This is a genomic window from Millisia brevis NBRC 105863 (assembly GCF_001552615.1).
GTDB lineage: Bacteria > Actinomycetota > Actinomycetes > Mycobacteriales > Mycobacteriaceae > Millisia > Millisia brevis.
The window spans coordinates 184,570-206,356 of record NZ_BCRN01000002.1 but is presented as its reverse complement, the minus strand read 5'-3'; the positions used below and the strand labels follow the sequence as shown (position 1 = coordinate 206,356).

Here is a 21,787-nt window from a genome sequence, read left to right as displayed (position 1 = left end):
TGCGATGTCGCGCACCGATCAGGTGGGTGACATGGCATGCCGAACAACGAGACGGAGGAACCCGTGGCCCTTCCCCAGTTGACCGACGAGCAGCGCGCGGCTGCGTTGGAGAAGGCAGCTGCCGCACGTCGAGCGCGGGCGGAGCTGAAGGAGCGCCTCAAGCGCGGTGGAACCGACCTCAAGCAGGTCCTCACCGACGCGGAGACCGACGAGATCCTGGGCAAGATGAAGGTGTCCGCGTTGCTCGAGGCGTTGCCGAAGGTGGGCAAGGTCAAGGCGCAGGAGATCATGAACGAGCTGGAGATCGCTCCGACCCGCCGTCTGCGCGGACTCGGCGATCGCCAGCGCAAGGCCCTTCTCGCGCGATTCGATTTCGACTGAGTGGTGACCAGCCGTCGTAGTGGCGGCCCGGCGGCGGCCGAGGGTGCGCGATGAAGCCTGCGGGTGGATTCGACACCGGGGTCGCCGACCGGTCCGATGTCCCCGAACCCCCCGCCCGCGGCCGGCTGATCGTGCTGGCCGGTCCGTCGGCGGTGGGGAAGTCGAGCGTGATCAGGCGTCTACGCGAACTGGTCCCGCAGATGTATTTCAGTGTCTCCGCCACCACCCGGGCCCCCCGGCCCGGTGAGGTGGACGGGGTCGACTATCGATTCGTCAGTTCCGAGCAGTTCGACGCGATGATCGCGTCGCGGCAACTGCTCGAGTGGGCGGAGATCCACGGCGGCCTGCAACGGTCGGGCACCCCGGCCGCCCCGGTGTTCTCCCACCTCGAGGCCGGGCGACCGGTCCTGATCGAGGTGGACCTCAACGGCGCCCGGGCGATCCGCGTGACCTGTCGGGAGGCGACGCTCGTCTTCCTCGAGCCGCCCAGTTGGAACGATCTGGTCAGCAGATTGACCGGTCGAGGCACCGAAACCCCGGCCACTCTGCAGCGCCGGTTGCATACCGCCGAGGAGGAGATGGCCGCCCGCGACGAGTTCGACGTGGTGGTCGTCAACGACGACGTCGAACGCGCCGCCCGCCAGTTGGTATCATTGCTGGTCGGTGTCCGACCCGATACGGGATCGGGTGGCCCCGGAGCCGTCCGCTGAGGTTCATCCGGCCGACGTTCGTCGGCCGATGACTCCCGGTACCGGATCCGCCACCAGCACACCGAGTCGACATCGACGATGTCGACACCCCGAGACCGGCCCACGGTTTCGCCGACACACCTAGCCCCATCTGGTCTGTACCGAGGAGCCTTCAGCCCGTGAGCAGCACGCCGGTGGACGTCACGTCCGCACCCGTTTACGACACCCCGCACGGCATCACCAACCCGCCGATCGACGAGCTGCTCGAGCGCACCTCGTCGAAGTACGCGCTGGTGATCTACGCCGCCAAGCGTGCGCGGCAGATCAACGACTACTACAACCAGCTCGGCGACGGCATCCTCGAGTACGTCGGCCCGCTCGTCGAGCCGGGCCTGCAGGAGAAGCCGCTGTCGATCGCGCTGCGCGAGATCCACAGCGACCTGCTCGAGCACACCGAAGGCGAGTGAGCCGGACGGGTATGTCGGTGTCCAGCACTTCGACCGACCCCACCCCTGCCGAGTCGGCCACGACGGAGCCCGCGGCATCCCGCGTGCCGACTGTGGTGGTCGGCGTCGGCGGCGGTATCGCCGCCTACAAGGCGTGCCAATTGGTGCGCCTGTTCAGCGAACTCGGCTTCGACGTCCGGGTGATCCCGACCGAGTCCGCCCTGCACTTCATCGGAGCGGCCACCTTCGAGGCCCTCTCCGGCAACCCGGTGCATACCGGCGTCTTCGACGATGTCCCCGAGGTACCGCACGTCCGGCTCGGCCGTGAGGCGGACCTCGTGGTCGTCGCGCCCGCGACCGCCGACCTGCTCGCCCGCGCCGCCAACGGTCGGGCCGACGATCTGCTGACCGCCACCCTGCTGACCGCCCGATGTCCCGTCCTGTTCGCCCCGGCGATGCACACCGAAATGTGGGAGCACCCGGCGACGGTCGCGAACGTCGAGGTCCTGCGGCAGCGCGGCAACGCGGTACTCGAACCGGCCAGCGGCCGGCTGACCGGCGCCGACAGCGGACCGGGACGCCTGCCCGAACCGGCCGAGATCGCCGAATTCGCCCGACTGCTGCTCGAGGTTCCCGGCGCGCTGCGTCGCGACCTCGACGGTATGCGGATCACCGTGACCGCCGGCGGCACCCGCGAACCGCTCGACCCGGTCCGCTTCCTGGGCAACCGCAGCTCCGGCAAGCAGGGGTACATGCTGGCCCGCGTCGCCGCCCAGCGCGGCGCCGACGTCACGTTGATCAGCGGCTACACCGCCGATCTGCATCCGCCGGCCGCCGTCGACGTGGTCTCGGTGCGCACCGCGGCGGAGATGAACGACGTGGTCAAGGCGCACAGCCACGGCGTCGACGCGATCATCATGGCCGCCGCCGTCGCCGACTTCCGACCGACCACCGTGTCGTCCGCGAAGATCAAGAAGGGCAGCGAGGACGAGCCCGACCGCATCCTGTTGACCCGCAACGACGACATCCTCGCCGGGCTGGTCACCGACCGGCGCGCCGGGACGATCGACGCGAAGACCGTCATCGTCGGATTTGCCGCCGAGACCGGTGACGACCACGGCGGTGTGCTCGATCACGCCCGCGACAAGCTCGCGCGCAAGGGCTGCGATCTGCTGGTGGTCAACGCCGTCGGCGAGGGCAAGGCCTTCGAGATGGACGACAACGCCGGCTGGTTGCTCGGATCCGACGGTTCGGAGCGGGTGCTCGAACTCGGCTCCAAGGCCCGCATGTCGGCCGGGGTCCTCGACGCCCTCGCCGATCTGCTCGCCAAGCGTCCCGGCTTGTGACACCCGGTGGGGGTACCGTCGATGCGTACGACGCGACCACCCACTTGTCACAATCCCGCTGACGGGAAGACGCTCCTGCGGGCCCGCGGGGGTTAGGGTCGGGCGGTCCGCACCGTCCCGGATTCCGGCGTGACGCCGCGCGGGACGGAAAACGACCGGGGGCGACGCCGGCTGCAGAGCAGCCCGGGGTGCCCCACATCGACATGACCGAGGGTTGCGCCGCACGCGACCGTGAATGAGATCCGAAGGGGAGACCGTGAGCACGTCCGGCAGCCGCCTGTTCACCAGCGAGTCCGTGACCGAAGGGCATCCCGACAAGATCTGCGACGCGATCAGCGACTCGATCCTGGACGCTCTGCTCGCCCAGGATCCGCGGGCGCGGGTCGCGGTGGAAACCCTGGTGACCACCGGCCAGGTTCACGTCGCGGGTGAGGTCACCACCTCCGCCTATGCCGATATCCCGAAGATCGTGCGCGACAAGGTCCTCGAGATCGGCTACGACTCGTCGGCGAAGGGCTTCGACGGCAACTCCTGCGGCGTCAACGTCGCGATCGGCTCCCAGTCACCGGAGATCGCACAGGGTGTCGACACCTCGCACGAGGCCCGTACCGGCGACGAGGTCACCGACGACGACATCCAGCGTCAGGGTGCCGGCGACCAGGGCCTGATGTTCGGCTACGCCATCCGCGACACCCCGGAGCTGATGCCGCTGCCGATCGCACTGGCACACCGGCTGGCCCGCCGCCTGACCGAGGTGCGCAAGACCGGCGTCCTGCCCTACCTGCGTCCCGACGGCAAGACGCAGGTCACCATCGAGTACGACGGTGACGTCCCGGTCCGCCTCGACACGGTCGTCGTGTCGACGCAGCATGCCGCCGATATCGACCTGGACAACCTGCTCGCTCCCGATATTCGCGAGCACGTGGTCAACACCGTGCTCACCGAACTCGGTCACGAGACCCTCGACGTCTCCGACGTGCGGTTGCTGGTCAACCCGACCGGACGCTTCGTGCTCGGCGGACCGATGGGTGACGCCGGTCTGACCGGCCGCAAGATCATCGTCGACACCTACGGCGGCTGGGCACGCCACGGCGGCGGCGCCTTCTCCGGCAAGGACCCGTCGAAGGTCGACCGCTCCGCCGCCTACGCGATGCGGTGGGTCGCCAAGAACGCCGTCGCCGCCGGATTGGCCGAGCGCATCGAGGTCCAGGTGGCCTATGCGATCGGCAAGGCCGCGCCGGTCGGGCTGTTCGTGGAGACCTTCGGCACCGAGACGGTCGACCCGGCCCGCATCCAGTCCGCGATCACCGAGGTCTTCGACCTGCGCCCCGGCGCGATCATCCGCGATCTGGACCTGCTGCGCCCGATCTACGCCCCCACCGCGGCGTACGGGCACTTCGGCCGGACCGATATCGATCTGCCCTGGGAGCGCACCGACCGGGCGGACAAGCTCCGCGCGGCCGCCGGTGCCTGATACCGCTCGGTGACACCCGAGCCGGGTCCGGCCGGGCCCGACCCGGGCGTGGGGACGCCGCCGGCCGACCGCGAGCCGCCGGAGCACGATGTGCTGCTCGAGGTCGAACCGGTGCTCCCGCCGACGCCGCCTGCCAAACGCGCGGCGCGCACGGCTGCGGCGGCGAGGAAGAAAGCCACGGCCGCGCCCGCCCGCGCGGCGGCGGAGACCGACAAGGTCGCCCGGGTCCTGCCGATGCTGGGCCTGGCGCACCTCGACAGACCCTTCGACTATCTCGTGCCGGCCGAACTCGATGAGCAGGCCCAACCCGGTGTCCGGGTGCGGGTGCGGTTCTCCGGACGCCTCGTCGACGGATTCGTCCTCGAACGACGCGAGGACACCGACCACTCCGGCCGTCTCGGCTGGCTCGACAAGGTCGTCTCACCCGAACAGGTGCTGACCCCGCGGATCGCGGATCTCGCAGAAACGGTGGCCGCCCGGTACGCCGGAACGCGATCCGACGTGCTGCGGCTGGCGATCCCCCCGCGGCACGCCCGCGTCGAGGCCGAAACGCCGGCGGAGCCGATCGAGCCCGGCCGGGTGGACCGCGCCGCGATCTTCGCCGATCCCACCGGATGGGGCCGCTACCGGCACAGCGCGAACTTCGCCGACGCGGTGGTCGCCGGCCGCACCCCGCGCGCGATCTGGCAGGCGCTGCCGGGGGAGGACTGGGCGGCCCGCTTCGTCGACCAGGCGCTCGCCGCCGCCGAACCGGACCGCGGGGTGCTGGTCCTCGTCCCCGACCAATACGACCTCGACCGCATGGTCCGCGCCTTCGCCGACCGCACCACCGAGGGTTCGGTGGTCGCACTGGCCGCGGGTCTCGGACCCACCCAGCGGTACCGCCGTTGGCTGTCGATCCTGCGGGGGAGCGCCCGCATCGTCATCGGCACCCGCAGCGCGGTCTTCGCTCCGGTGCGCGACCTCGGCCTGATCGCCATGTGGGACGACGGCGACGAGAGCTGGGTGGAGCCGCGCGCTCCCTATCCGCACGCGCGGGAGGTGGCGCTGCTGCGGGCACATGCCGAGGGGGCGGCGGTGCTGCTCGGCGGCTTCGGACGCACCGCGGAGGCCCAGGCGCTGGTCGCGACCGGGTGGGCGCACGACCTGGTGGCCGATCGAGCGGTGCTCCGGTCGGCGATGCCGCGGATCGTCGCTCCCGGCGACAGCGAACGCGCCCTCGACCGCGACCCGCTCGCCGGGGCGACCCGACTGCCGGGCATCTTCTTCGAAACCGCACGCGCCGCGATCGCCGCCGACGCCCCCGTCCTGGTGCAGGTGCCGCGCCGCGGCTATCTACCCGCCGTGGTCTGCGCGGTCTGCCGCACCCCGGCCCGATGTCGCCGCTGCAACGGCCCGCTGCGACTCGACTCCGGCGATCGCGACGCCACCGCGGTCTGCCGATGGTGTTCGCAGCCGGAACCGCGACCCCGCTGCGGCGCCTGCGGGTCGAACCGGCTCCGCGCCGCGGTGATCGGCAACGAGCGCACCGCCGAGGAGTTGGGCCGCGCCTTCCCCGGGGTGCCGATCCGCCGGGTCACCGGCGACGACCGGCCCGATCACCTGCCCGCGGGCGCGGCCCTGGTGGTCGCCACCCCCGGCACGGAACCACCGGTGACCGGCGGATACGCGGCGGCGGCCCTGCTCGACGGCTGGGCGCTGCTCGGTCGAGCCGATCTGCGCGCGAGCGAACGGGCCCTCGCCCGCTGGATGTCGGCGGCGGCTCTGGTGCGGCCGAACGGCACGGTCGTGGTGATGGCCGACCCCGGCCTGCCGACCACGCAGCACCTCATCCGCTGGGACCCGGTCGGGGCGGCGCAGGCCGAACTCGACCAACGCGCCCAGCTCGGCTTCCCGCCCGCGGTGCACCTGGCGGCGATCGACGGCTCCGAGGGCGCGATCTCCGCCCTGCTGGCGGTGACCGACCTGCCCGAGGCCGCCACCACGCTGGGACCGGTGCCGCTGCCGCCGGGGGAGCGGCTGCCCGCCTCCGGCGACGATCCGGACGATCCCGCCGCGCGCATGCTGGTGCGCGTCCCCCGCGCGGCGGGCGGCGCCCTCGCCGCATCCCTGGCCGCCGGCCGCTCCCACCTCGGCGCCCGCCACGCCTCCCCGCCCCTGCGCGTCGGCATCGACCCGCACCGCATCGGCTGATCCGGCGACGTTTGGGTACGCCCACCCGCGGTGAGCGCGGGTAGGCGTCCACAAACGTCGCAGTGGGGTCGCCGTAAGCTCGCTGGGTGCGTCTTGTCTTTGCGGGTACCCCCGAACCGGCGGTGCCGTCCCTGCGTCGATTGCTCGCGTCCGACCGCCACGAGGTCGTCGCGGTGCTCACCCGACCGGACACGGTCGCCGGGCGGGGCCGCAAGGCGGTCCGCTCGCCGATCGCCCGTCTCGCCGACGAGCACGGCGTCGAGGTGCTCGCGCCCACGCGCGCCTCCGACCCGGACCTGCTCGCCCGACTGACCGAGCTCGCCCCGGACTGCTGCCCGGTGGTCGCCTACGGCAACCTGCTGCGTGCCCCGCTGCTCGAGGTCCCGAAGTTCGGCTGGATCAACCTGCACTTCTCGTTGCTGCCGGCGTGGCGCGGCGCCGCGCCGGTGCAAGCCGCGATCGCAGCGGGCGACGAGGTCACCGGGGCGAGCACCTTCCTGATCGAGGAGGGCCTCGACACCGGGCCGGTCTTCGGGGTGGTCACCGAACGGGTCACGCCGACCGACACCGCGCAGACCCTGCTCGACCGTCTCGCCGAGACCGGCGCGGTACTGCTCGAACGCACCCTCGACGGGATCGAGGACGGCGCGATCGCCCCGCAACCGCAGAGCCACGACGGGGTCTCGCACGCCCCGAAGGTCACCGTCGACTCCGCCCGCATCGTATGGACCCTGCCGCCGGCGATCGTCGAACGGCGGATCCGCTCGGTCACCCCCGCACCCGGGGCGTGGACGACCATCGGCGAGACCCGCCTCAAGGTCGGCCCGGTCCAGCAGACCGACGTCACCCTGCCCGCCGGCCGCGTCGCGGTCTCCAAGCGCGAGGTACTCATCGGCACCGCCGGGACCGCCGTACGACTCGACCGCATCCAACCGCAGGGCAAGAAGGAGATGATCGCGGCCGACTGGGCCCGCGGCGCCCACCTGCCCGACGACGCCGAGGCCCGCTGATATGCCCACCGAACCCCGCGGCAACCGCTCCTCCGGCCGACGCCGGCCCGCCCCCGCCCGACGCGGCGACGGCCGCGGCGGCAAGGGACCCAACCCGCGCACCGCCACCCCGCCGGCCCCGATCGACCCCGCCCGCACCGCCGCCCGCGACGTCCTGCGCGCGGTCCGTCGCGACGACGCCTACGCCAACCTGCTGTTGCCCCGGCTGCTGCGCGAACGCAAGATCACCGAGCGGGATGCCGCCTTCGCTACCGAGCTGACCTACGGGGCCAGCCGCACCCTCGGCCTGCTCGACGCGATCATCTCGGCCGCGGCCGACCGCCCGATCGACGCGATCGACGGCGACGTACTCGACCTGCTGCGCCTCGGCGCCTACCAGTTGTTGCGCACCCGGGTCGCCACCCACGCGGCGGTCGCCACCACCGTCGACATGGCGCGCGAGGAGTTCGGCAGCGGCCGCGCCGGCTTCGTCAACGCGGTCCTGCGCCGCGTCTCGGAGGCGGACGAGGACAGCTGGATCGCACGTCTGCAGCCGGACGCCGCGGCCGATCCGATCGGAAACCTCGCCTTCCGCCACGCCCACCCGGAATGGATCGCGCAGGCGTTCGCCGACGCGTTGGGGGAGCGCGCCGGGGAACTGCCCGATCTGCTCGCCGCCGACAACGCCCGCCCCGAACTGCATCTGGTCGCCCGGCCCGGCGCGATCACCGCCGAGGAATTGGCGCTCTCGACCGGGGGTGAGGTCGGCCCCTACTCGCCGTATGCGGTGCACCTGGACGGCGCCGGCGATCCCGGCCGCATCGACGCGGTGCGCGACCGCATGGCATCGGTCCAGGACGAGGGCAGCCAACTCGTGGTGCTCGCGCTCGAACGCGCCCAGCTGGTCGGACCGGACGGCGGCCGCTGGCTCGACCTGTGCGCCGGTCCCGGCGGCAAGGCCGCGCTGCTCGGGTCCCTCGCCGACATCGAGGGCGCCCGCGTCGACGCGGTCGAACCGTCGACACACCGCGCCGAACTGGTGCGCACCGCGGTCGACGGGCTGCCGGTCGAGGTGCACGTCGTCGACGGTCGGAGCAGCGGCCTCGAACCGGGCTACGACCGCGTTCTGGTCGACGCGCCCTGCACCGGCCTCGGTGCGCTGCGACGTCGCCCCGAGGCGCGCTGGCGGCGGACCGAGGAGGACCTGCGCGATCTGACCCGCCTGCAGCGCGAACTGCTGGCGGCGGCGGTCGACCTGGTGCGGCCCGGCGGCGTCATCGCCTACTCGACCTGTTCGCCGCATCTGTCGGAGACCATGCGGATCACCGCCGACGCGACCCGCCGGTTCGGACTCGAACCGCTCGATACCGCCGGGGCGCTCGCCGAGGTCCCCGACGCGGCCGCCTTCGGGGGAGCCGCGCAGCTGTGGCCGCACCGCCACGGCACCGACGGCATGTTCGTCGCGCTCCTGCGCAAGCCGGTCTAGTCGGTCCGCGGTTGCCGCGGTACGGGTACCGGTTCGGAGCTCGGCGGTACAGCCGCCGCTCGCGGTGCCGGGCGCCGTCCAACGTCCCGGCGGTCGGCTCCGACCGGTCGGGCTGGGTTCCGCCGGTATCGCCCGGACTCAGGGCGGATCGAGCCGCCGCCGCAGCAGGCAGAAGTGGTTGCCCTCCGGATCGGCCAGGACGTGCCAGGATTCGTCGCCGGTCTGTCCGACATCGGCCGGGGTCGCGCCGAGCGCCAGCAGCCGCTCCAACTCGGCCGACTGATCGCGGTCGGTCGGGCTCAGATCGATATGCAGCCTGGGCTTCGCCGGCTCCGGACGCTCGGACGGGCTCAGAATGATCGTCGGCTGCCGACCGCCGAAGCCGTCGCGCGCACCGATCTCGATCGCCCCGCCGTCGCGGTCGAGCACCACGAAGTCGAGCACCTCGCACCAGAACCGGGCCAGGGTCTCGGGATCGCGACAGTCGAGCACGAGTTCACCGATACGGCAGGCCATCACCGCACCTTGCGCCCCGCGACCCGACCCGGTCAACACAATTTTCGGCCGGCGGTCCGCCCTCGATCCCGCGCATGCCCGGTGATTCGTCGCCGCGCCCCCTAGAGTCGGCGATATGTCCGATGTGCTCCTGATCCTGGCCGGGTTGATCGGGCTGGTCGTAGGTGCGGAGGTTCTCGTGCGCGGCGGTTCGGCGATCGCCGCCCGGCTCGGTGTCTCGCCGCTGTTGATCGGACTGACCGTCGTGTCGATCGGCACGAGCCTGCCGGAACTCGCGGTCGGCGTCGACGCCGCTCGCCTCGGTGCCGGGCCGTTGGCGATCGGCAATATCGCCGGTACCAATATCGTCAACCTGCTGCTGATCCTGGGCTTGTCGGCCGCGATGATCCCGCTGGCGCTGGGCCGTCAGACCGTCCGGCTCGACTTGCCGGTGATGGTCGGCAGCGCCCTGCTGTTGCTGCTGTTGAGCCTCAACGGTTCGCTCTCCCGCCTCGATGGCTTCATCTTGCTGGCGGTGGCGATCGTCTACACCGCCGTGGTGATCCGGGTCGAACTGCGGTCGCGGGCTGCCGCTCGAGCGACCGCTTCCGACCCGGTCGGTCCCGACCGACCTCCGGCGGGGGACGGGCCCGATGCGGATGATGGCGCTGATGCACCGTCCGGGTCGTCGGCGCCGTTGTGGCGTGCGGTCCTGCAATTGGTCGGCGGCATCGCCGTCGTGGTATTTGCCGCCGACTGGCTGGTCAAAGGGTCGATCTCGGTCGCCTCCGACCTCGGTGTCAGCGAAGCCTTCATCGGGCTGACGATCGTCGCGATCGGTACCTCGGCGCCGGAATTGGTCACCACGATCGTGTCGACGATCCGGGGTGATCGGGACCTCGCGATCGGCAATCTCGTCGGCTCGAGCGTCTATAACGTCACGCTGATTCTGGGCGCCTCCGCGCTGGTGATGCCGCTGGAAGTGACCGACGAGCTCATCCGGATCGACCTGCCGTTGATGGCGGCCGTCGCGCTGCTGTGTGTACCGGTCTTCCTGACCGGTCGGCGGATCTCGCGGCTCGAGGGCATCGCCTTCGTCCTCGCCTATGTCGTCTACCTCGCGGTGCTGATCGCCTTCCGCGCCTAGGTTGTCGGCTGGAATGACGCGCACGCTCGCCGGGGCTGTCGGTCGGTGGGTCTAGCGTGGCGGCCATGCCACTTCCGAAGGATGAACGCGAACAGTTCCTCGCCGAACCGCATATCGCGGCGTTGTCCGTCGCGGCCGGAGCGGATCGCGGCCCGCTCACGGTGCCGATCTGGTACCAGTACCAACCCGGTGGTGACCCGTGGGTCCTGACCGGGGAGGGTTCGCGCAAGCATCGTCTGATCGAGGCCGCCGGGCACTTCTCGTTGATGGTCGAACGCCTCGAGCCGTCGATCCGCTACGTCGCCGTCGACGGCCCGGTTGCGAGCATCGAGACGACCACCGATGACGAACTGCGCGAAATGGTCGAGCGCTACCTCGAGCCGGAGCAGGTGCAGCCCTATATCGACGGGGCGGCCGCCGGACACGGACCGTCGGTGACGATCAGGCTGCGGGCTGCGCACTGGTTGTCGGCCGACCTCGGCAGTCTGTAACCCCCCGATGCCGCGGCGCGGGCAACCCTGCAGCGACTCTCTCCGGATCGACAGCTCATCCAACTCGACATCGACGGTATCGGCGGCGGCGGAATCCACTGCGCCCCGCAGCAGCAGCCGCTGGTGTCGACGCGACCGGTTCGGGCGAAAAGGCCCTGCCGCTTGCTCCCCGGTCGCGATCATGGATCCGAACGGGCCGTGCGGGAAACCTCGTGTCGGGTGGCCCACACCACGCCGGAAGTTGATCATGTCACTACCCTGATGTGCTCGAGACTGAAAAGAGGGGGGCGGCGATGGGGTGGGTCGACCACGCGGTGTGGTGGCAGGTGTACCCGCTGGGTTTCTGCGGTGCCCCGATCAGGGAGCGCGATCCCGCACCCGGGCCGCGGCTGCGCCGACTGTTGGGCTGGTTGGACTACGCGGTCGAGTTGGGTGCCAACGGCCTGCTCCTCGGGCCGGTCTTCGCCTCCCGGTCGCACGGCTACGACACGATCGATCAGTTCCGGATCGATTCGCGCCTCGGTGACGAACGCGATTTCGACGACCTGGTTCACGAATGTCGCGAACGCGGACTGCGCATCGTTCTCGACGGGGTCTTCAGCCACGTCTCGCGGGCCCACCCGGATCTCGAGCGGGCCCTGCGGGACGGCCCGGACAGCGAATCCGCCGCGCTGTTCGATATCGACTGGCATTCGCCGAACGGCCCTCAGCCGCGGGTCTTCGAGGGACACTCCAGCCTCGCCCGCCTGAACCACCATTCCCCGCGCGCCCGCGACTACGCCGTGCGCGTCATGCAGCACTGGCTGTACCGGGGGATCGACGGCTGGCGCCTCGACGCCGCGTACGCGGTCGACCCCGCCTTCTGGGCGCAGGTCCTCCCGCGGGTGCGGGTCGATCATCCGGAAGCGTGGTTCCTCGGCGAGATGATCCACGGCGACTACGTCGGTTTCGTCGAGGAGTCCGGCGTCGACTCGGTGACCCAGTACGAGCTGTGGAAGGCGATCTGGTCGAGCCTGCGCGACGGCAACCTCCACGAGCTGAACTGGGCGCTCGAGCGGCACAACGAGTTCCTCGCGCACTTCATCCCGCAGACCTTCGCGGGCAATCACGACGTCACCCGCATCGCGAGCACCCTCGGGCCGGAGGGGGCGGTCACCGCCCTGGCGATCCTGATGACCGTCGGCGGTATCCCGTCGATCTACTCCGGCGACGAGCAGGGCTTCACCGGCGTCAAGGAGCGGCGCCTCGGCGGCGACGACGCGGTGCGCCCCCGCTTTCCCGGGCTGCCGTCCGATCTCGCCTCCTGGGGTGAGCCGATCCTGCGCGCCCACCAGGACCTGATCGGGCTGCGGCGGCGGCATCCCTGGTTGGTCTCGGCGACCACCAAGTCGCTGGCGCTCGAGAACCTGCGCAGCGCCTACCGGGTCATCTCGGTCGACGGGCGCGATCACCTGGACGTGGACATCGACCTGACCGACCAGCCGCGGGTCATCATTCGCGACCGGTCGGGTCGGATTCTGTGGGATCAGCGCCGACCGGCTTGACCCGAGGAGCGGCGGCCTATCCGTTCGGCCGGTAGGGGCCGCCGGCAGAAAAATGGGATGCGGACGCGGGGCCCGCGCTCCTACCGTTTCCTGTCGTGACCACCGCGCCGACCCTCGCGCCGCGGCTCGAAAATGCCCGTGGCGCCACCGCCGTCCCCGCCGCCCCGTTCGAGGGCATCGGGTGGCGACGGCTGCGCGGGGCCGCTGCGGGAGTGGCGTTGTCGCTCTCGATCGTCGGGGCGATCGCCGAGGCGATCGGAACGGTGGTCATCGGTCGGCTCGCGTCCGGCGCGACGGTCCCCCTGGTGGCGCTGCTGGGGGTATGCGTGGTCGGCGGCACCCTGCTCGACGCGGTCGGCCGGGTGATCTGGTCGACGCGGACCGTTCGGGCGGAGGGCCGCCTGCGCGACGATCTGCTGACGGCGGTGTGGTCGCAGCCGGTGCCGGCGCTGTCCGAACAGGCCGCCGGGGAACTCCTCGACCGCGTCGACGGCGACACCGCGGAGTTGGGCTCCCTGGTCCGCCAGCAGGTGTGGGACGTCCTGCGGGTCGGCTTCGCCGCCCTGCCGATGTGGATCGTTGCCGGGGTGACCTGGTGGCCGGCGTTCCTTCTCTTCCCGGTGGTCGCCGCCGCGCTCTGGGTCGCCACCCGCGGCCTCGCCGCGGAGATCGCGCGCCGCAAGGTGCTCGAGGAAGTTGCCTGGACCGATCAAGCCGCCCATCTGGAGGAGGCGATCGCCGCTCGCGACGACCTGCGGACCAGCCTGGGTGCGCCGCACGTCCTGCGGCGCAACGCACAGCTGTCCGCCCGGATCGTCGATCGGTTGCGCGCGGTTCTCGGTGTGCAGGCGCGGATGCTGCTGATCGGTGGCGGCCTGCTGCAGGGCCTGCTGGCGGCGGTCACGGTACTGGGCTTCGCCCTGGTCCTCGGCGACCGGTTGACGGTGGGAGCGCTGGTGACGCTCTTCCTGGTGACCGCCTCGTTTGTCGCGCAGATCGGCCAGGTGGCCGAACAGCTGCCGCAGCTGCAGGCCGGTATGGGTGCGGTCCTTCGGCTGCGCCTGCTGCTCGACGCGCCCCGCGAGCCGAACGGCGGCGCCGCGATTCCCGCCGGCGCCCTCGACATCCGTATCGAGGACCTGGCCTTCACCCACGGCGGCTCCTTCACCCTGCGGGTGGAGCGGCTCGAGGTACCGGCGGGGGAGACGATCGCCCTGGTCGGACGTTCTGGATCGGGTAAGTCGACGCTGGCGGCTTTGCTGTCGCGGGCCGTCGAACCGCCGGCGGGCGCCGTTTTCATCGGCGGTGTCGACGTGCGGGATCTCGACCCGATCCGGCTGCGCGAGGCGGTCGGGGTCGTCACCCAACGCACCGAGATCATCGCGGGCACGATCGCCCAGAACATCGCGCTGTTCGCCGATCTGCCGGCGGAGCGGATCACCGCCGCCCTGAACGAGCTCGGGCTGACGGCGTGGGTGGCGGGCTTCCCGCAGGGGATCGACACCCCCTTGGGGGCCGGCGGCACGGTGTTGTCAGCGGGGGAGGAGCAGTTGATCGCCTTCGCCCGGCTGTTGGTGCGCGACGTGCGGCTCGTCGTCCTCGACGAGGCGACCGCGCGGATGGACCCCGCCACCGAACGGTTGGTGGTCCGGGCGTCCGCGCGGCTGCTCGACGGTCGGACCGGCGTCGTGATCGCTCATCGGTTGGCGACGACCCGCCGGGCGGATCGGGTCGCGGTGCTGCGCGCCGGCCGGATCGTGCAACAGGGCGACCGCGCCGACCTCGCCGCGGTCGACGGTCCCTACCGGGACCTGCTCGCCCACGCGGGCACGGCGCCCGACGGACCCGACGAGCAGATCCCCGAGACGATCGTGCCCGACGGTGATGTGCTGCCCGCGGTCCGCTCCCGCGCGGAGTCGTCGCCGACCGCCGACGTCCGGGTGCCCGGCCTGGCGAAGGTGGTGGCGCGCGCGTTGGTCACCCTGCCGACGCACGGCCTGGTGGGGGCGGCCCTGTTCCTGGCGCTCGTGGTGACCGGCGCGCAAGGGGTGGTGACCGCTCATGCCTGGAGCTCCGTGGTCCAGGGCCTCTCCGACGGAGCAGGCCTCGGCGAACTGTGGCCCGCGCTGGTGATGGTCGTCGTCTCCCTGGTGGTCGGCGTGGTGGCGCTGCCCACGGCGTTCCGGCGGTACCTGCTCTGGTGGGTGGAGGTGCAATTGCGGGTGCGCACGGCGGTGCTGGTCGCGCAGACCGCGCCGCGCCGCGCCGCCGCGGGGGCGCCCGGCGAGATCGTCGCCCGCGCGCTCGATACCGAACGGCTGCTGATCTACGTCGATCGGTGGGTGGACCTGACCAACGGATCGATCGTTGTGGTCGTGGCGATCATCCTGACCGGCAGCCCGCTCGCGGGCCTGGTGCTCGGGGCGATCATGCTGGTCGCGGCGCTGACGTCGTGGGCGGCGCGCCGGGCGATGGGGTCGACCGCGGCGCGGGCCGGGCAGGCGCGGGCGACCTTCGGGCGGGTCCTGGTGTCCGCCCTGGAGGCCTCGCGCACGGTGCAACTGTCCGCGGCGACCGGAGCGGTGCGCGCGCATCTGCGTCGGGTCAACGCCGATCGGGTTGCCGCCTCGGTGCGCGAGTACGTGGTGTTCTTCGGCGTCCAGGCCATACTTCTGGCCACGGTGCAGATCGCGATCGTGGTCGTGTGGTGGGTGCATCTGGCCGGCGGCTGGGATCTGGCCGTCGCGCTGATGCTGTCGGTCACCATCTCCGGGTTCGGCTACTTCGGAATGGTCGCCGGCATGGTGATCAGCGATGCCCCCGGGGTGCGCGCCTGGCAGCGGGAGACCGCCGACTTCGCGGGCGGCGCCGACCTGATCGGTCTGCCCGGCGGCGTCGACCTGCGGGCGGGTACCGCCCCGGCGCCGGCACCGCCGATCGCCGACGATCTGCGGTCGTTCGAGCTGCGTGGGGTATCGGTGATCCACGAGGACGGCACGATCGGCGTCGAGGGGGTGACGACCACGGTGCGCCCCGGCGAACTGGTGCTGTTGGTCGGGCGCATCGGCTCCGGCAAGTCGAGCCTGCTGCGCGGCCTGGCGGGATTGGCCGATCACACCGGTGAGATCCGCTGGAACGGGCGACCGCTCGACCATCCGGAGCAGCTGCGGCCGGGCCGCGTCGCCTGGGTCGGACAGACGCCGCGGGTGCTGTCCGGGACGTGGGCGCAGAACATCGTGCTCGACCACCCGGACCGCGACGCCTGGTCGGCGGCCCGCGCCGCGCAGCTCGGTCCCGACCTGGCGGCGGCCGGCGGTCTCGAGGGTCGGGTCGGTCAGCGCGGGGTCCGGCTGTCCGGTGGTCAGGTGCAGCGGCTGGCGCTGGCCCGCGCCCTGGCGACCGGGTCGCGGGTGTTGCTGGCCGACGATGTGTCGAGCGCCCTCGACGCGACCACCGAACTCGAGCTGTGGACCGACCTGCGGCAGCGGGGGGTCACCGTGATCGGTGCGACCTCGAAGCGGGCCGCGCTCGCGCTCGCGGATCGGGTGATCGTGCTCGAGGCCGGTCGGGTCGCGGCCACCGGGACCTGGGCCGACCTCGCCGACCGGTGGGGGCATCTCGCCGGATGACCGCGCCCTCGGCAGCCGTGCGCTGCCGAGGGCGCCGGTCGGGTCCCATCCGGCCGCATCCGCCCGGGGGGGCTGACCGATCGGTGCCGGACATCACAGGACATCGAGGAATCGGGGTCGCACCCGGCCCGTTGTATCTCGGCGTGACTTCTTCCGACACGCGGGACACCGCCCTCGGCGCCGCGCCCGCCCCGGACCGGCAGCAGCTGTCGTCCCTGCGGGTCGCCGCGGCGATCATCGCGCTCGCCCTGGGTGGATTCGCGATCGGCACCACCGAGTTCGTCACCATGGGTCTGCTGCCCGAGATCGCGACCGGCATCGGCGCGTCCATCCCGTCGACCGGGCACATCATCACCTCCTACGCGCTCGGCGTGGTGATCGGCGCGCCGCTGATCGTCTCGCTCGGCGCCCGGCTGCCGCGCCGCGAACTCGCCGCCGGGCTGGTGCTGGCCCTCGGCGTCGGCAACGCGGTGACCGCGCTCGCGTCCGGTTACGACCACGTGATGTTCGCGCGGTTCCTCGCCGGACTGCCGCACGGCGCCTACTTCGGCGTCGCCTCGCTGATCGCCGCCTCGCTCGTCCCGCCGGACCAGCAGGGTCGCGCGGTCAGCCGGGTGATGATCGGCCTGTCGGTCGGCACCGTGATCGGCGTCCCGGTCAGCACCTGGCTCGGACAATCCTTCGGCTGGCGGGCCGCGTACTGGTTCGTCGTCGCGATCACCGTGGTGACCGCCGCCCTGATCATGTGGGCGATCCCGCACGTCCGCGGCGACAAGACCGCGACGGTGCGCCGCGAGCTCGAGGCGCTGCGCCGGCCAGCGGTCCTCTACGCCGTCGCGACCGGCATGATCGGCTTCGGTGGCATCTTCGCGATGTACAGCTACGTCTCGCCGCTGGTCACCGAGGAATCCGGGCTGTCGATCGAGGCGGTCCCGCTGGTGCTGTTGGCCTACGGCGTCGGATCGGTCATCGGATCGTGGGCCGCCGGCCCGCTGGTCGACTGGAGCATCAACCGCACGGTGATCGGATCGTTCGTGGTCACCGCGCTCGCCCTGGTCCTGGTGCTGCCGTTCGCCGGGAGCGCCGCCGCCACCATCGCGATCATCTTCGTGGTCGGCCTGCTCGGTTCGATGCTGTCGATCTCGTTGCAGGTGCGTCTGATGCGGGCGGCCGGCGATGCGGAGATGCTCGGCGCCGCCCTCAACCACTCGGCGCTCAACGTCGCCAACGGCCTCGGCGCGTTGCTCGGCTCGCTGGTGATCAGCGCCGGCTGGGGCTACCGCGCACCCAGTCTGGTCGGCGCCGGTCTGGCCGTCGGCGGATTGGCGATCTTCCTGTTCTCGCTGTGGGTACTCGGCCGCGGCGCGCAGCGGCAACGCTGCGACGACATCGCCCCGTCACCCGAACAGGCCTGACGGCTCGTCGGCCATCCCGACGTCTCCGCACCGGAGGCGTCGGGATTTCGTCAGAGCACTTGTTCTAGTTGAACTAGAACAAACGTGATACGGTGTGTACATGCTCGTTCGACTCGATCCCTCGCTGTCAACGCCGTTGTTTCAGCAGTTGGCCGCCTCGATTCGCGCCCAGATCGCCGCCGGCGACCTGGCGCCGGGGGACCGGTTGCCCGGCGCCCGCGAACTGGCGGCGTCCCTGGACGTCAACGTGCACACCATCCTGCGCGGTTACGGCGTACTTCGGGACGAGGGCCTGCTCGAGGTGCGGCGCAGCCGTGGAGCGGTCGTCACCGGACAGGCGAGTCGGGTTGCCGGCTCCGACCTGGCAGCGCTGACGACCGCCGTCGAGGAGGTTCGCGACCTTGCCCGCCGGCTGGGTCTGTCCCTCGATGAACTGCTCGACCTGATCCGAAAGGGGTATCAGACATGACCACCACACCCACCTCCCGCAGACCGACGATGCGTATCGCCATCGCCGCGATCGTGTTGCCCCTGATCTGGTTGATCGTCGGAGCGGTATTCGTCGCCGCCTGGCGATCCGATCTCCCCGATCCGATCGCCACGCACTGGGGCCCGCGGTCGATGCCCGACGGATTCGCTTCGGTCGACCAGCCGCTGTGGATGCTGCTCGTGATCGCCGCGCTGGTGATCGTCGCCGGGATCGCGATCACGGTGACCTCCTCGTCGTCGCCGATCGCCCGGTCCTTCGTCGGGCTCTCGTCCGGCCTGTCGGCGTTCCTCGCGGCACTGATCGTCGGGCTGACCGCCGTGCAACGGGGGGTGGCCGACGCCGCACAGGTCGCCTTCCCCGGCTGGGTCGTTCCGGTCGCCGGTGTGATCGCGATCGGGGCCGGATTCCTGGCGGCGGTGGTGATCCCGCCGTGGGTGGGAGCGCTCGCGTCGCCCGCGTCCGACAGCGCCGAGGCGTTGCCGATCGGGCCGACCGAGCGGGTGGTGTGGTCGTCCGCCGTGACGTCCCCGCTGCCGATCGTCCTGATCGCCGGTCTCGCCGCCGTCGCGACCGCAGCCGGCGCCGTGCTGCTCGGCATGTGGTGGATGCTGACGATCACCGCCGTATTGCTGGTGGCGACGGCGACGATGCTGACCGTCCGGGTCACCGTCGATCGGACCGGGCTGCAGATCCGGGGCACCCTCGGGTGGCCGCGCGCCCGGATCGCCGCCGCCGACATCGCGACCGTCGGCACCACCCGGGTCCGGGCGTTGCGCGACTTCGGTGGCTTCGGCTACCGGATGGCGGTCACCGGACCGCTGCGCGGAGCCCGCGGGTTCATCCTGCGCAGCGGAGAGGCGCTGGTGGTGACCACCCGCGACGGGCGAACCGAGGTCGTCGTGGTCGACGACGCACAGTCGGGCGCCGCCGTCCTCGAAGCGGTACGCCTGCGCGACACCAACCGGACACGCTGACCTCACTTGCCCCACGGGTGGCCGGTGGCATAGGAGTAGGCACATGACGGAAACCATCGACAGCGGCCGGCCGCTGTCGCCGATGATTGCCCCTTCGATCCTCTCGGCCGATTTCGCCCGCCTCGGCGACGAGATCGCGGCCATCGAGGGCGCGGACTGGGTCCACGTCGACGTGATGGACGCGCACTTCGTCCCCAACCTCACCCTGGGGCTGCCGGTGGTCGAGAGCCTGCTGGCCGCCACCGATATCCCGCTGGACTGCCACCTGATGATCGACAACCCCGGCCGCTGGGCGCCGGGGTATGCCGAAGCCGGTGCCTACAACGTCACCATCCACGCCGAGGCGACCGACGATCCGATCGCGGTGGCCAAGAACATCCGCGCGGCAGGTGCCCGTGCGGGCCTGAGCGTCAAGCCCGGTACCCCGATCGAGCCCTACCTCGAGATCCTGCGGCACTTCGACACCCTGCTGGTGATGAGCGTCGAACCCGGCTTCGGCGGCCAGTCGTTCATCCCCGACGTGCTCGGCAAGGCGCGCATCGTGCGGGACCTGGTCGACGCGGGAGAGCTGCAGGTGCTCGTCGAGATCGACGGCGGCATCAACGCCGACACGATCGAACAGGCCGCCGCCGCCGGCGTCGAGTGCTTCGTCGCCGGCTCGGCGGTCTACAACACCGACGACCCGGCCGAGGCGGTGCGCAAGCTGCGGGCCCGCGCCGCCGCGATCGCGGGATGACCGAGGCGGGCGGCGAGGCGTCGTCGGGGGAGCACCCGCGGCTCGGCAGCCCGGTCGAGTCGATCGAGGCGGCGATGGATCTCGCGATCGCCGCCTCGCAGGTCGTCCGCGGGAGCACCTATCCCAATCCGCCGGTCGGCGCGGTGGTGATCGACGCCGACGGCATCGTGCGCGGGGTCGGCGCCACCAGCCCACCGGGCGGTCCGCACGCCGAGGTCCACGCCCTGCGCCAAGCGGGCGATCGGGCCCGCGGCGGCACGATCGTCGTGACGCTCGAACCCTGCAATCACACCGGTCGCACCGGCCCGTGCAGCCACGCGGTGGCCGCGGCGGGCATCGTGCGGGTTCTGCACGCGGTCTCCGATCCGAACCCGACCGCCGCCGGGGGTGGCCACTACCTGCGGGAACATGGTATCGAGGTCGTCTCCGGCGTCGGCGCCGACCGGGTCGCGAGCGGTCCCCTCGACGCCTGGCTGCACCGGGTGCGCACCGGCCGACCCCTGGTCACCTGGAAGTACGCGGCCACCCTCGACGGGCGCATCGCGGCGATCGACGGCACCAGCCGGTGGATCACCGAGCCCGCCGCCCGCCGCCGCGTCCACGACCGACGCGCCCAACTGGGCGCCATCGTGGTCGGCACCGGAACCGTGCTCGCCGACGACCCGCAATTGACCGCCCGGCTGCCCGACGACTCGCTCGCCGCCCACCAGCCGACCCGCGTGGTCGTCGGCCGCCGGGAGATCCCGCCGACCGCTCGCATCCTCGACGACAGCGCCCCGACCCTGCTGCTGCGCGATCACGACCCCGCCGCGGTGATCGCACAGCTCGCCGACCGCGTCGACGTTCAGATCGAGGGCGGAGCCGTCCTCGCCGGCGCCTTCCTCGCCGCCGGGGCGGTCGATCGGATCGAGGCCTATATCGCGCCGGTGGTGCTCGGCGACGGCCTGCCCGCTGTGGTCGGGGCGGGTGTCGACACGATCGCGCACGTCCATCGCTTTCGCCCGCGGTCCGTCGAGTCGCTCGGCCCCGATACGCTCATCACATTCGATCGGGATCCGGCGGGTATCGGATTCCGGCAGGATTGAGCGGTCCACCGAAGGCGCGGAACGAGGAGTGCGGGTGTTCACCGGAATCGTCGAAGAACTGGGCGAGGTCGTCGATCGGGACGAGCTGACGGAGGCGGTGCGCTTCACCGTCCGCGGGCCGTTGGTCACCTCGGACGCCACACACGGCGACTCGATCGCGGTGAACGGGGTCTGTCTGACGGTGGTCGACATCGTCGACGGCGGATTCACCGCCGACGTGATCCAGGAGACGCTCGATCGGTCCAGCCTCGGCGGCGTGATCACCGGCAGCCGGGTCAACCTCGAGCGGGCGGCGCCCATCGGCGGTCGCCTCAACGGCCATATCGTGCAGGGCCACGTCGACGGCGTCGGGCGTGTCCTCAGCCGTACCTCGACCGACAACTGGGACGTCGTGCGCATCTCGCTACCCGCCGACCTGGCCCGTTACGTCGTGCTCAAGGGTTCGATCACCGTCGACGGCGTCTCGTTGACCGTCTCCGGTCTGCAGGACGATGCCGCGGACGGAAGCTGGTTCGAAATCTCGGTGATCCCCACGACGCGCGAGCTGACCACCATCGGCCGCGTCGACGTCGGCGATACCGTCAACCTGGAGGTCGACGTCATCGCGAAGTACGTCGAACGGCTGACAATCACCGCAGGACCCGCCTGAGGAACCTTGTCCGCATTGTCCGGCCGGGCCGGCATGTCGATCCCCTCCCCGGCGGGGACTACTGTGCGGTAGCAGGGTGTTGTATCCGGCGGTGATGGATCCGGTGAATGTAATCGTCCCAACGCGGC

At 71.6% G+C, this 21,787-nt stretch carries 19 protein-coding genes and 1 pseudogene; 19 read left to right on the top strand and 1 reads right to left on the bottom strand.

Annotated elements, in window-relative coordinates; translation table 11 throughout:
• Positions 1-63: 63 nt before the first annotated feature.
• From mihF to MB1_RS03645, 8 genes are all read left to right on the top strand, one after another.
• Positions 64-381 carry an integration host factor, actinobacterial type gene (gene mihF / locus MB1_RS03680; RefSeq protein ID WP_066904203.1) on the top strand — a complete coding sequence of 106 codons (318 nt, stop codon included), beginning with the start codon at positions 64-66 and terminating at the stop codon, positions 379-381.
• A gap of 50 nt (positions 382-431) precedes the next feature.
• Positions 432-1,091: a guanylate kinase gene (gene gmk, locus MB1_RS03675; protein WP_084350772.1), complete on the top strand. Its 660-nt coding sequence runs from the start codon at positions 432-434 to the stop codon at positions 1,089-1,091.
• A 158-nt stretch (positions 1,092-1,249) separates the two neighbouring features.
• Positions 1,250-1,537 carry a DNA-directed RNA polymerase subunit omega gene (rpoZ, locus tag MB1_RS03670; RefSeq protein ID WP_066903774.1) on the top strand — a complete coding sequence of 96 codons (288 nt, stop codon included), beginning with the start codon at positions 1,250-1,252 and terminating at the stop codon, positions 1,535-1,537.
• Positions 1,538-1,548: 11 nt separating this feature from the next.
• On the top strand, positions 1,549-2,862 hold the full coding sequence (coaBC, locus tag MB1_RS03665) for a bifunctional phosphopantothenoylcysteine decarboxylase/phosphopantothenate--cysteine ligase CoaBC (RefSeq protein WP_066903772.1): 1,314 nt from the start codon (positions 1,549-1,551) through the stop codon (positions 2,860-2,862).
• A 256-nt stretch (positions 2,863-3,118) separates the two neighbouring features.
• Positions 3,119-4,336 (top strand): methionine adenosyltransferase, encoded by a 1,218-nt coding sequence (gene metK, locus MB1_RS03660; RefSeq protein ID WP_066904197.1) that lies wholly within the window; start codon positions 3,119-3,121, stop codon positions 4,334-4,336.
• 234 nt (positions 4,337-4,570) lie between these two features.
• Positions 4,571-6,529, top strand: a complete 1,959-nt coding sequence (locus tag MB1_RS03655; RefSeq protein WP_066904194.1) for a primosomal protein N' — start codon at positions 4,571-4,573, stop codon at positions 6,527-6,529.
• An 86-nt stretch (positions 6,530-6,615) separates the two neighbouring features.
• The gene (gene fmt, locus MB1_RS03650) at positions 6,616-7,539 is read left to right on the top strand and encodes a methionyl-tRNA formyltransferase (RefSeq protein ID WP_066903770.1); all 924 of its coding nucleotides are present in this window, start codon (positions 6,616-6,618) and stop codon (positions 7,537-7,539) included.
• Position 7,540: 1 nt separating this feature from the next.
• A complete protein-coding gene (locus MB1_RS03645) occupies positions 7,541-9,004 on the top strand; it encodes an RsmB/NOP family class I SAM-dependent RNA methyltransferase (RefSeq protein ID WP_066903768.1) in 1,464 nt (487 codons plus the stop codon).
• A gap of 138 nt (positions 9,005-9,142) precedes the next feature.
• Here the strand turns inward: MB1_RS03645 and MB1_RS03640 are convergent, their stop codons facing one another.
• Complete coding sequence (locus tag MB1_RS03640; RefSeq protein ID WP_066904191.1) at positions 9,143-9,520, bottom strand: VOC family protein; 378 nt, start codon at positions 9,518-9,520, stop codon at positions 9,143-9,145.
• A 115-nt stretch (positions 9,521-9,635) separates the two neighbouring features.
• Between MB1_RS03640 and MB1_RS03635 the strand changes: the two genes are divergently transcribed.
• The 11 genes and pseudogenes from MB1_RS03635 (at position 9,636) to MB1_RS03590 (ending at position 21,659) form a co-directional block, all read left to right on the top strand.
• Entirely contained in the window at positions 9,636-10,646 is a 1,011-nt protein-coding gene (locus MB1_RS03635; protein WP_066903766.1) for a calcium/sodium antiporter, read from the top strand.
• Between the two features lie 65 nt (positions 10,647-10,711).
• On the top strand, positions 10,712-11,137 hold the full coding sequence (locus MB1_RS03630) for a pyridoxamine 5'-phosphate oxidase family protein (RefSeq protein WP_066903764.1): 426 nt from the start codon (positions 10,712-10,714) through the stop codon (positions 11,135-11,137).
• Positions 11,138-11,143: 6 nt separating this feature from the next.
• Positions 11,144-11,257 (top strand): annotated as a pseudogene (locus MB1_RS27020) (agmatine deiminase family protein); the annotation flags it as partial.
• A 173-nt stretch (positions 11,258-11,430) separates the two neighbouring features.
• Positions 11,431-12,681, top strand: coding sequence for an alpha-amylase family protein (locus MB1_RS03625; protein WP_066903761.1), 1,251 nt, complete (start codon positions 11,431-11,433; stop codon positions 12,679-12,681).
• A 95-nt stretch (positions 12,682-12,776) separates the two neighbouring features.
• Positions 12,777-16,310: an ATP-binding cassette domain-containing protein gene (locus MB1_RS03620; protein ID WP_066903760.1), complete on the top strand. Its 3,534-nt coding sequence runs from the start codon at positions 12,777-12,779 to the stop codon at positions 16,308-16,310.
• Between the two features lie 143 nt (positions 16,311-16,453).
• Entirely contained in the window at positions 16,454-17,725 is a 1,272-nt protein-coding gene (locus tag MB1_RS03615) for an MFS transporter (protein WP_245650012.1), read from the top strand.
• A gap of 100 nt (positions 17,726-17,825) precedes the next feature.
• Positions 17,826-18,194, top strand: coding sequence for a GntR family transcriptional regulator (locus MB1_RS03610; RefSeq protein WP_066904185.1), 369 nt, complete (start codon positions 17,826-17,828; stop codon positions 18,192-18,194).
• Complete coding sequence (locus tag MB1_RS03605) at positions 18,191-19,189, top strand: DUF1648 domain-containing protein (protein WP_157083886.1); 999 nt, start codon at positions 18,191-18,193, stop codon at positions 19,187-19,189. Before MB1_RS03610 ends, MB1_RS03605 begins: the two co-directional genes overlap by 4 nt.
• A gap of 43 nt (positions 19,190-19,232) precedes the next feature.
• A complete protein-coding gene (rpe, locus tag MB1_RS03600) occupies positions 19,233-19,925 on the top strand; it encodes a ribulose-phosphate 3-epimerase (protein WP_066903756.1) in 693 nt (230 codons plus the stop codon).
• Positions 19,922-21,010, top strand: a complete 1,089-nt coding sequence (ribD, locus tag MB1_RS03595) for a bifunctional diaminohydroxyphosphoribosylaminopyrimidine deaminase/5-amino-6-(5-phosphoribosylamino)uracil reductase RibD (protein WP_084350768.1) — start codon at positions 19,922-19,924, stop codon at positions 21,008-21,010. Before rpe ends, ribD begins: the two co-directional genes overlap by 4 nt.
• A gap of 34 nt (positions 21,011-21,044) precedes the next feature.
• Complete coding sequence (locus tag MB1_RS03590; protein WP_066904180.1) at positions 21,045-21,659, top strand: riboflavin synthase; 615 nt, start codon at positions 21,045-21,047, stop codon at positions 21,657-21,659.
• The last annotated feature ends 128 nt before the right edge of the window (positions 21,660-21,787 follow it).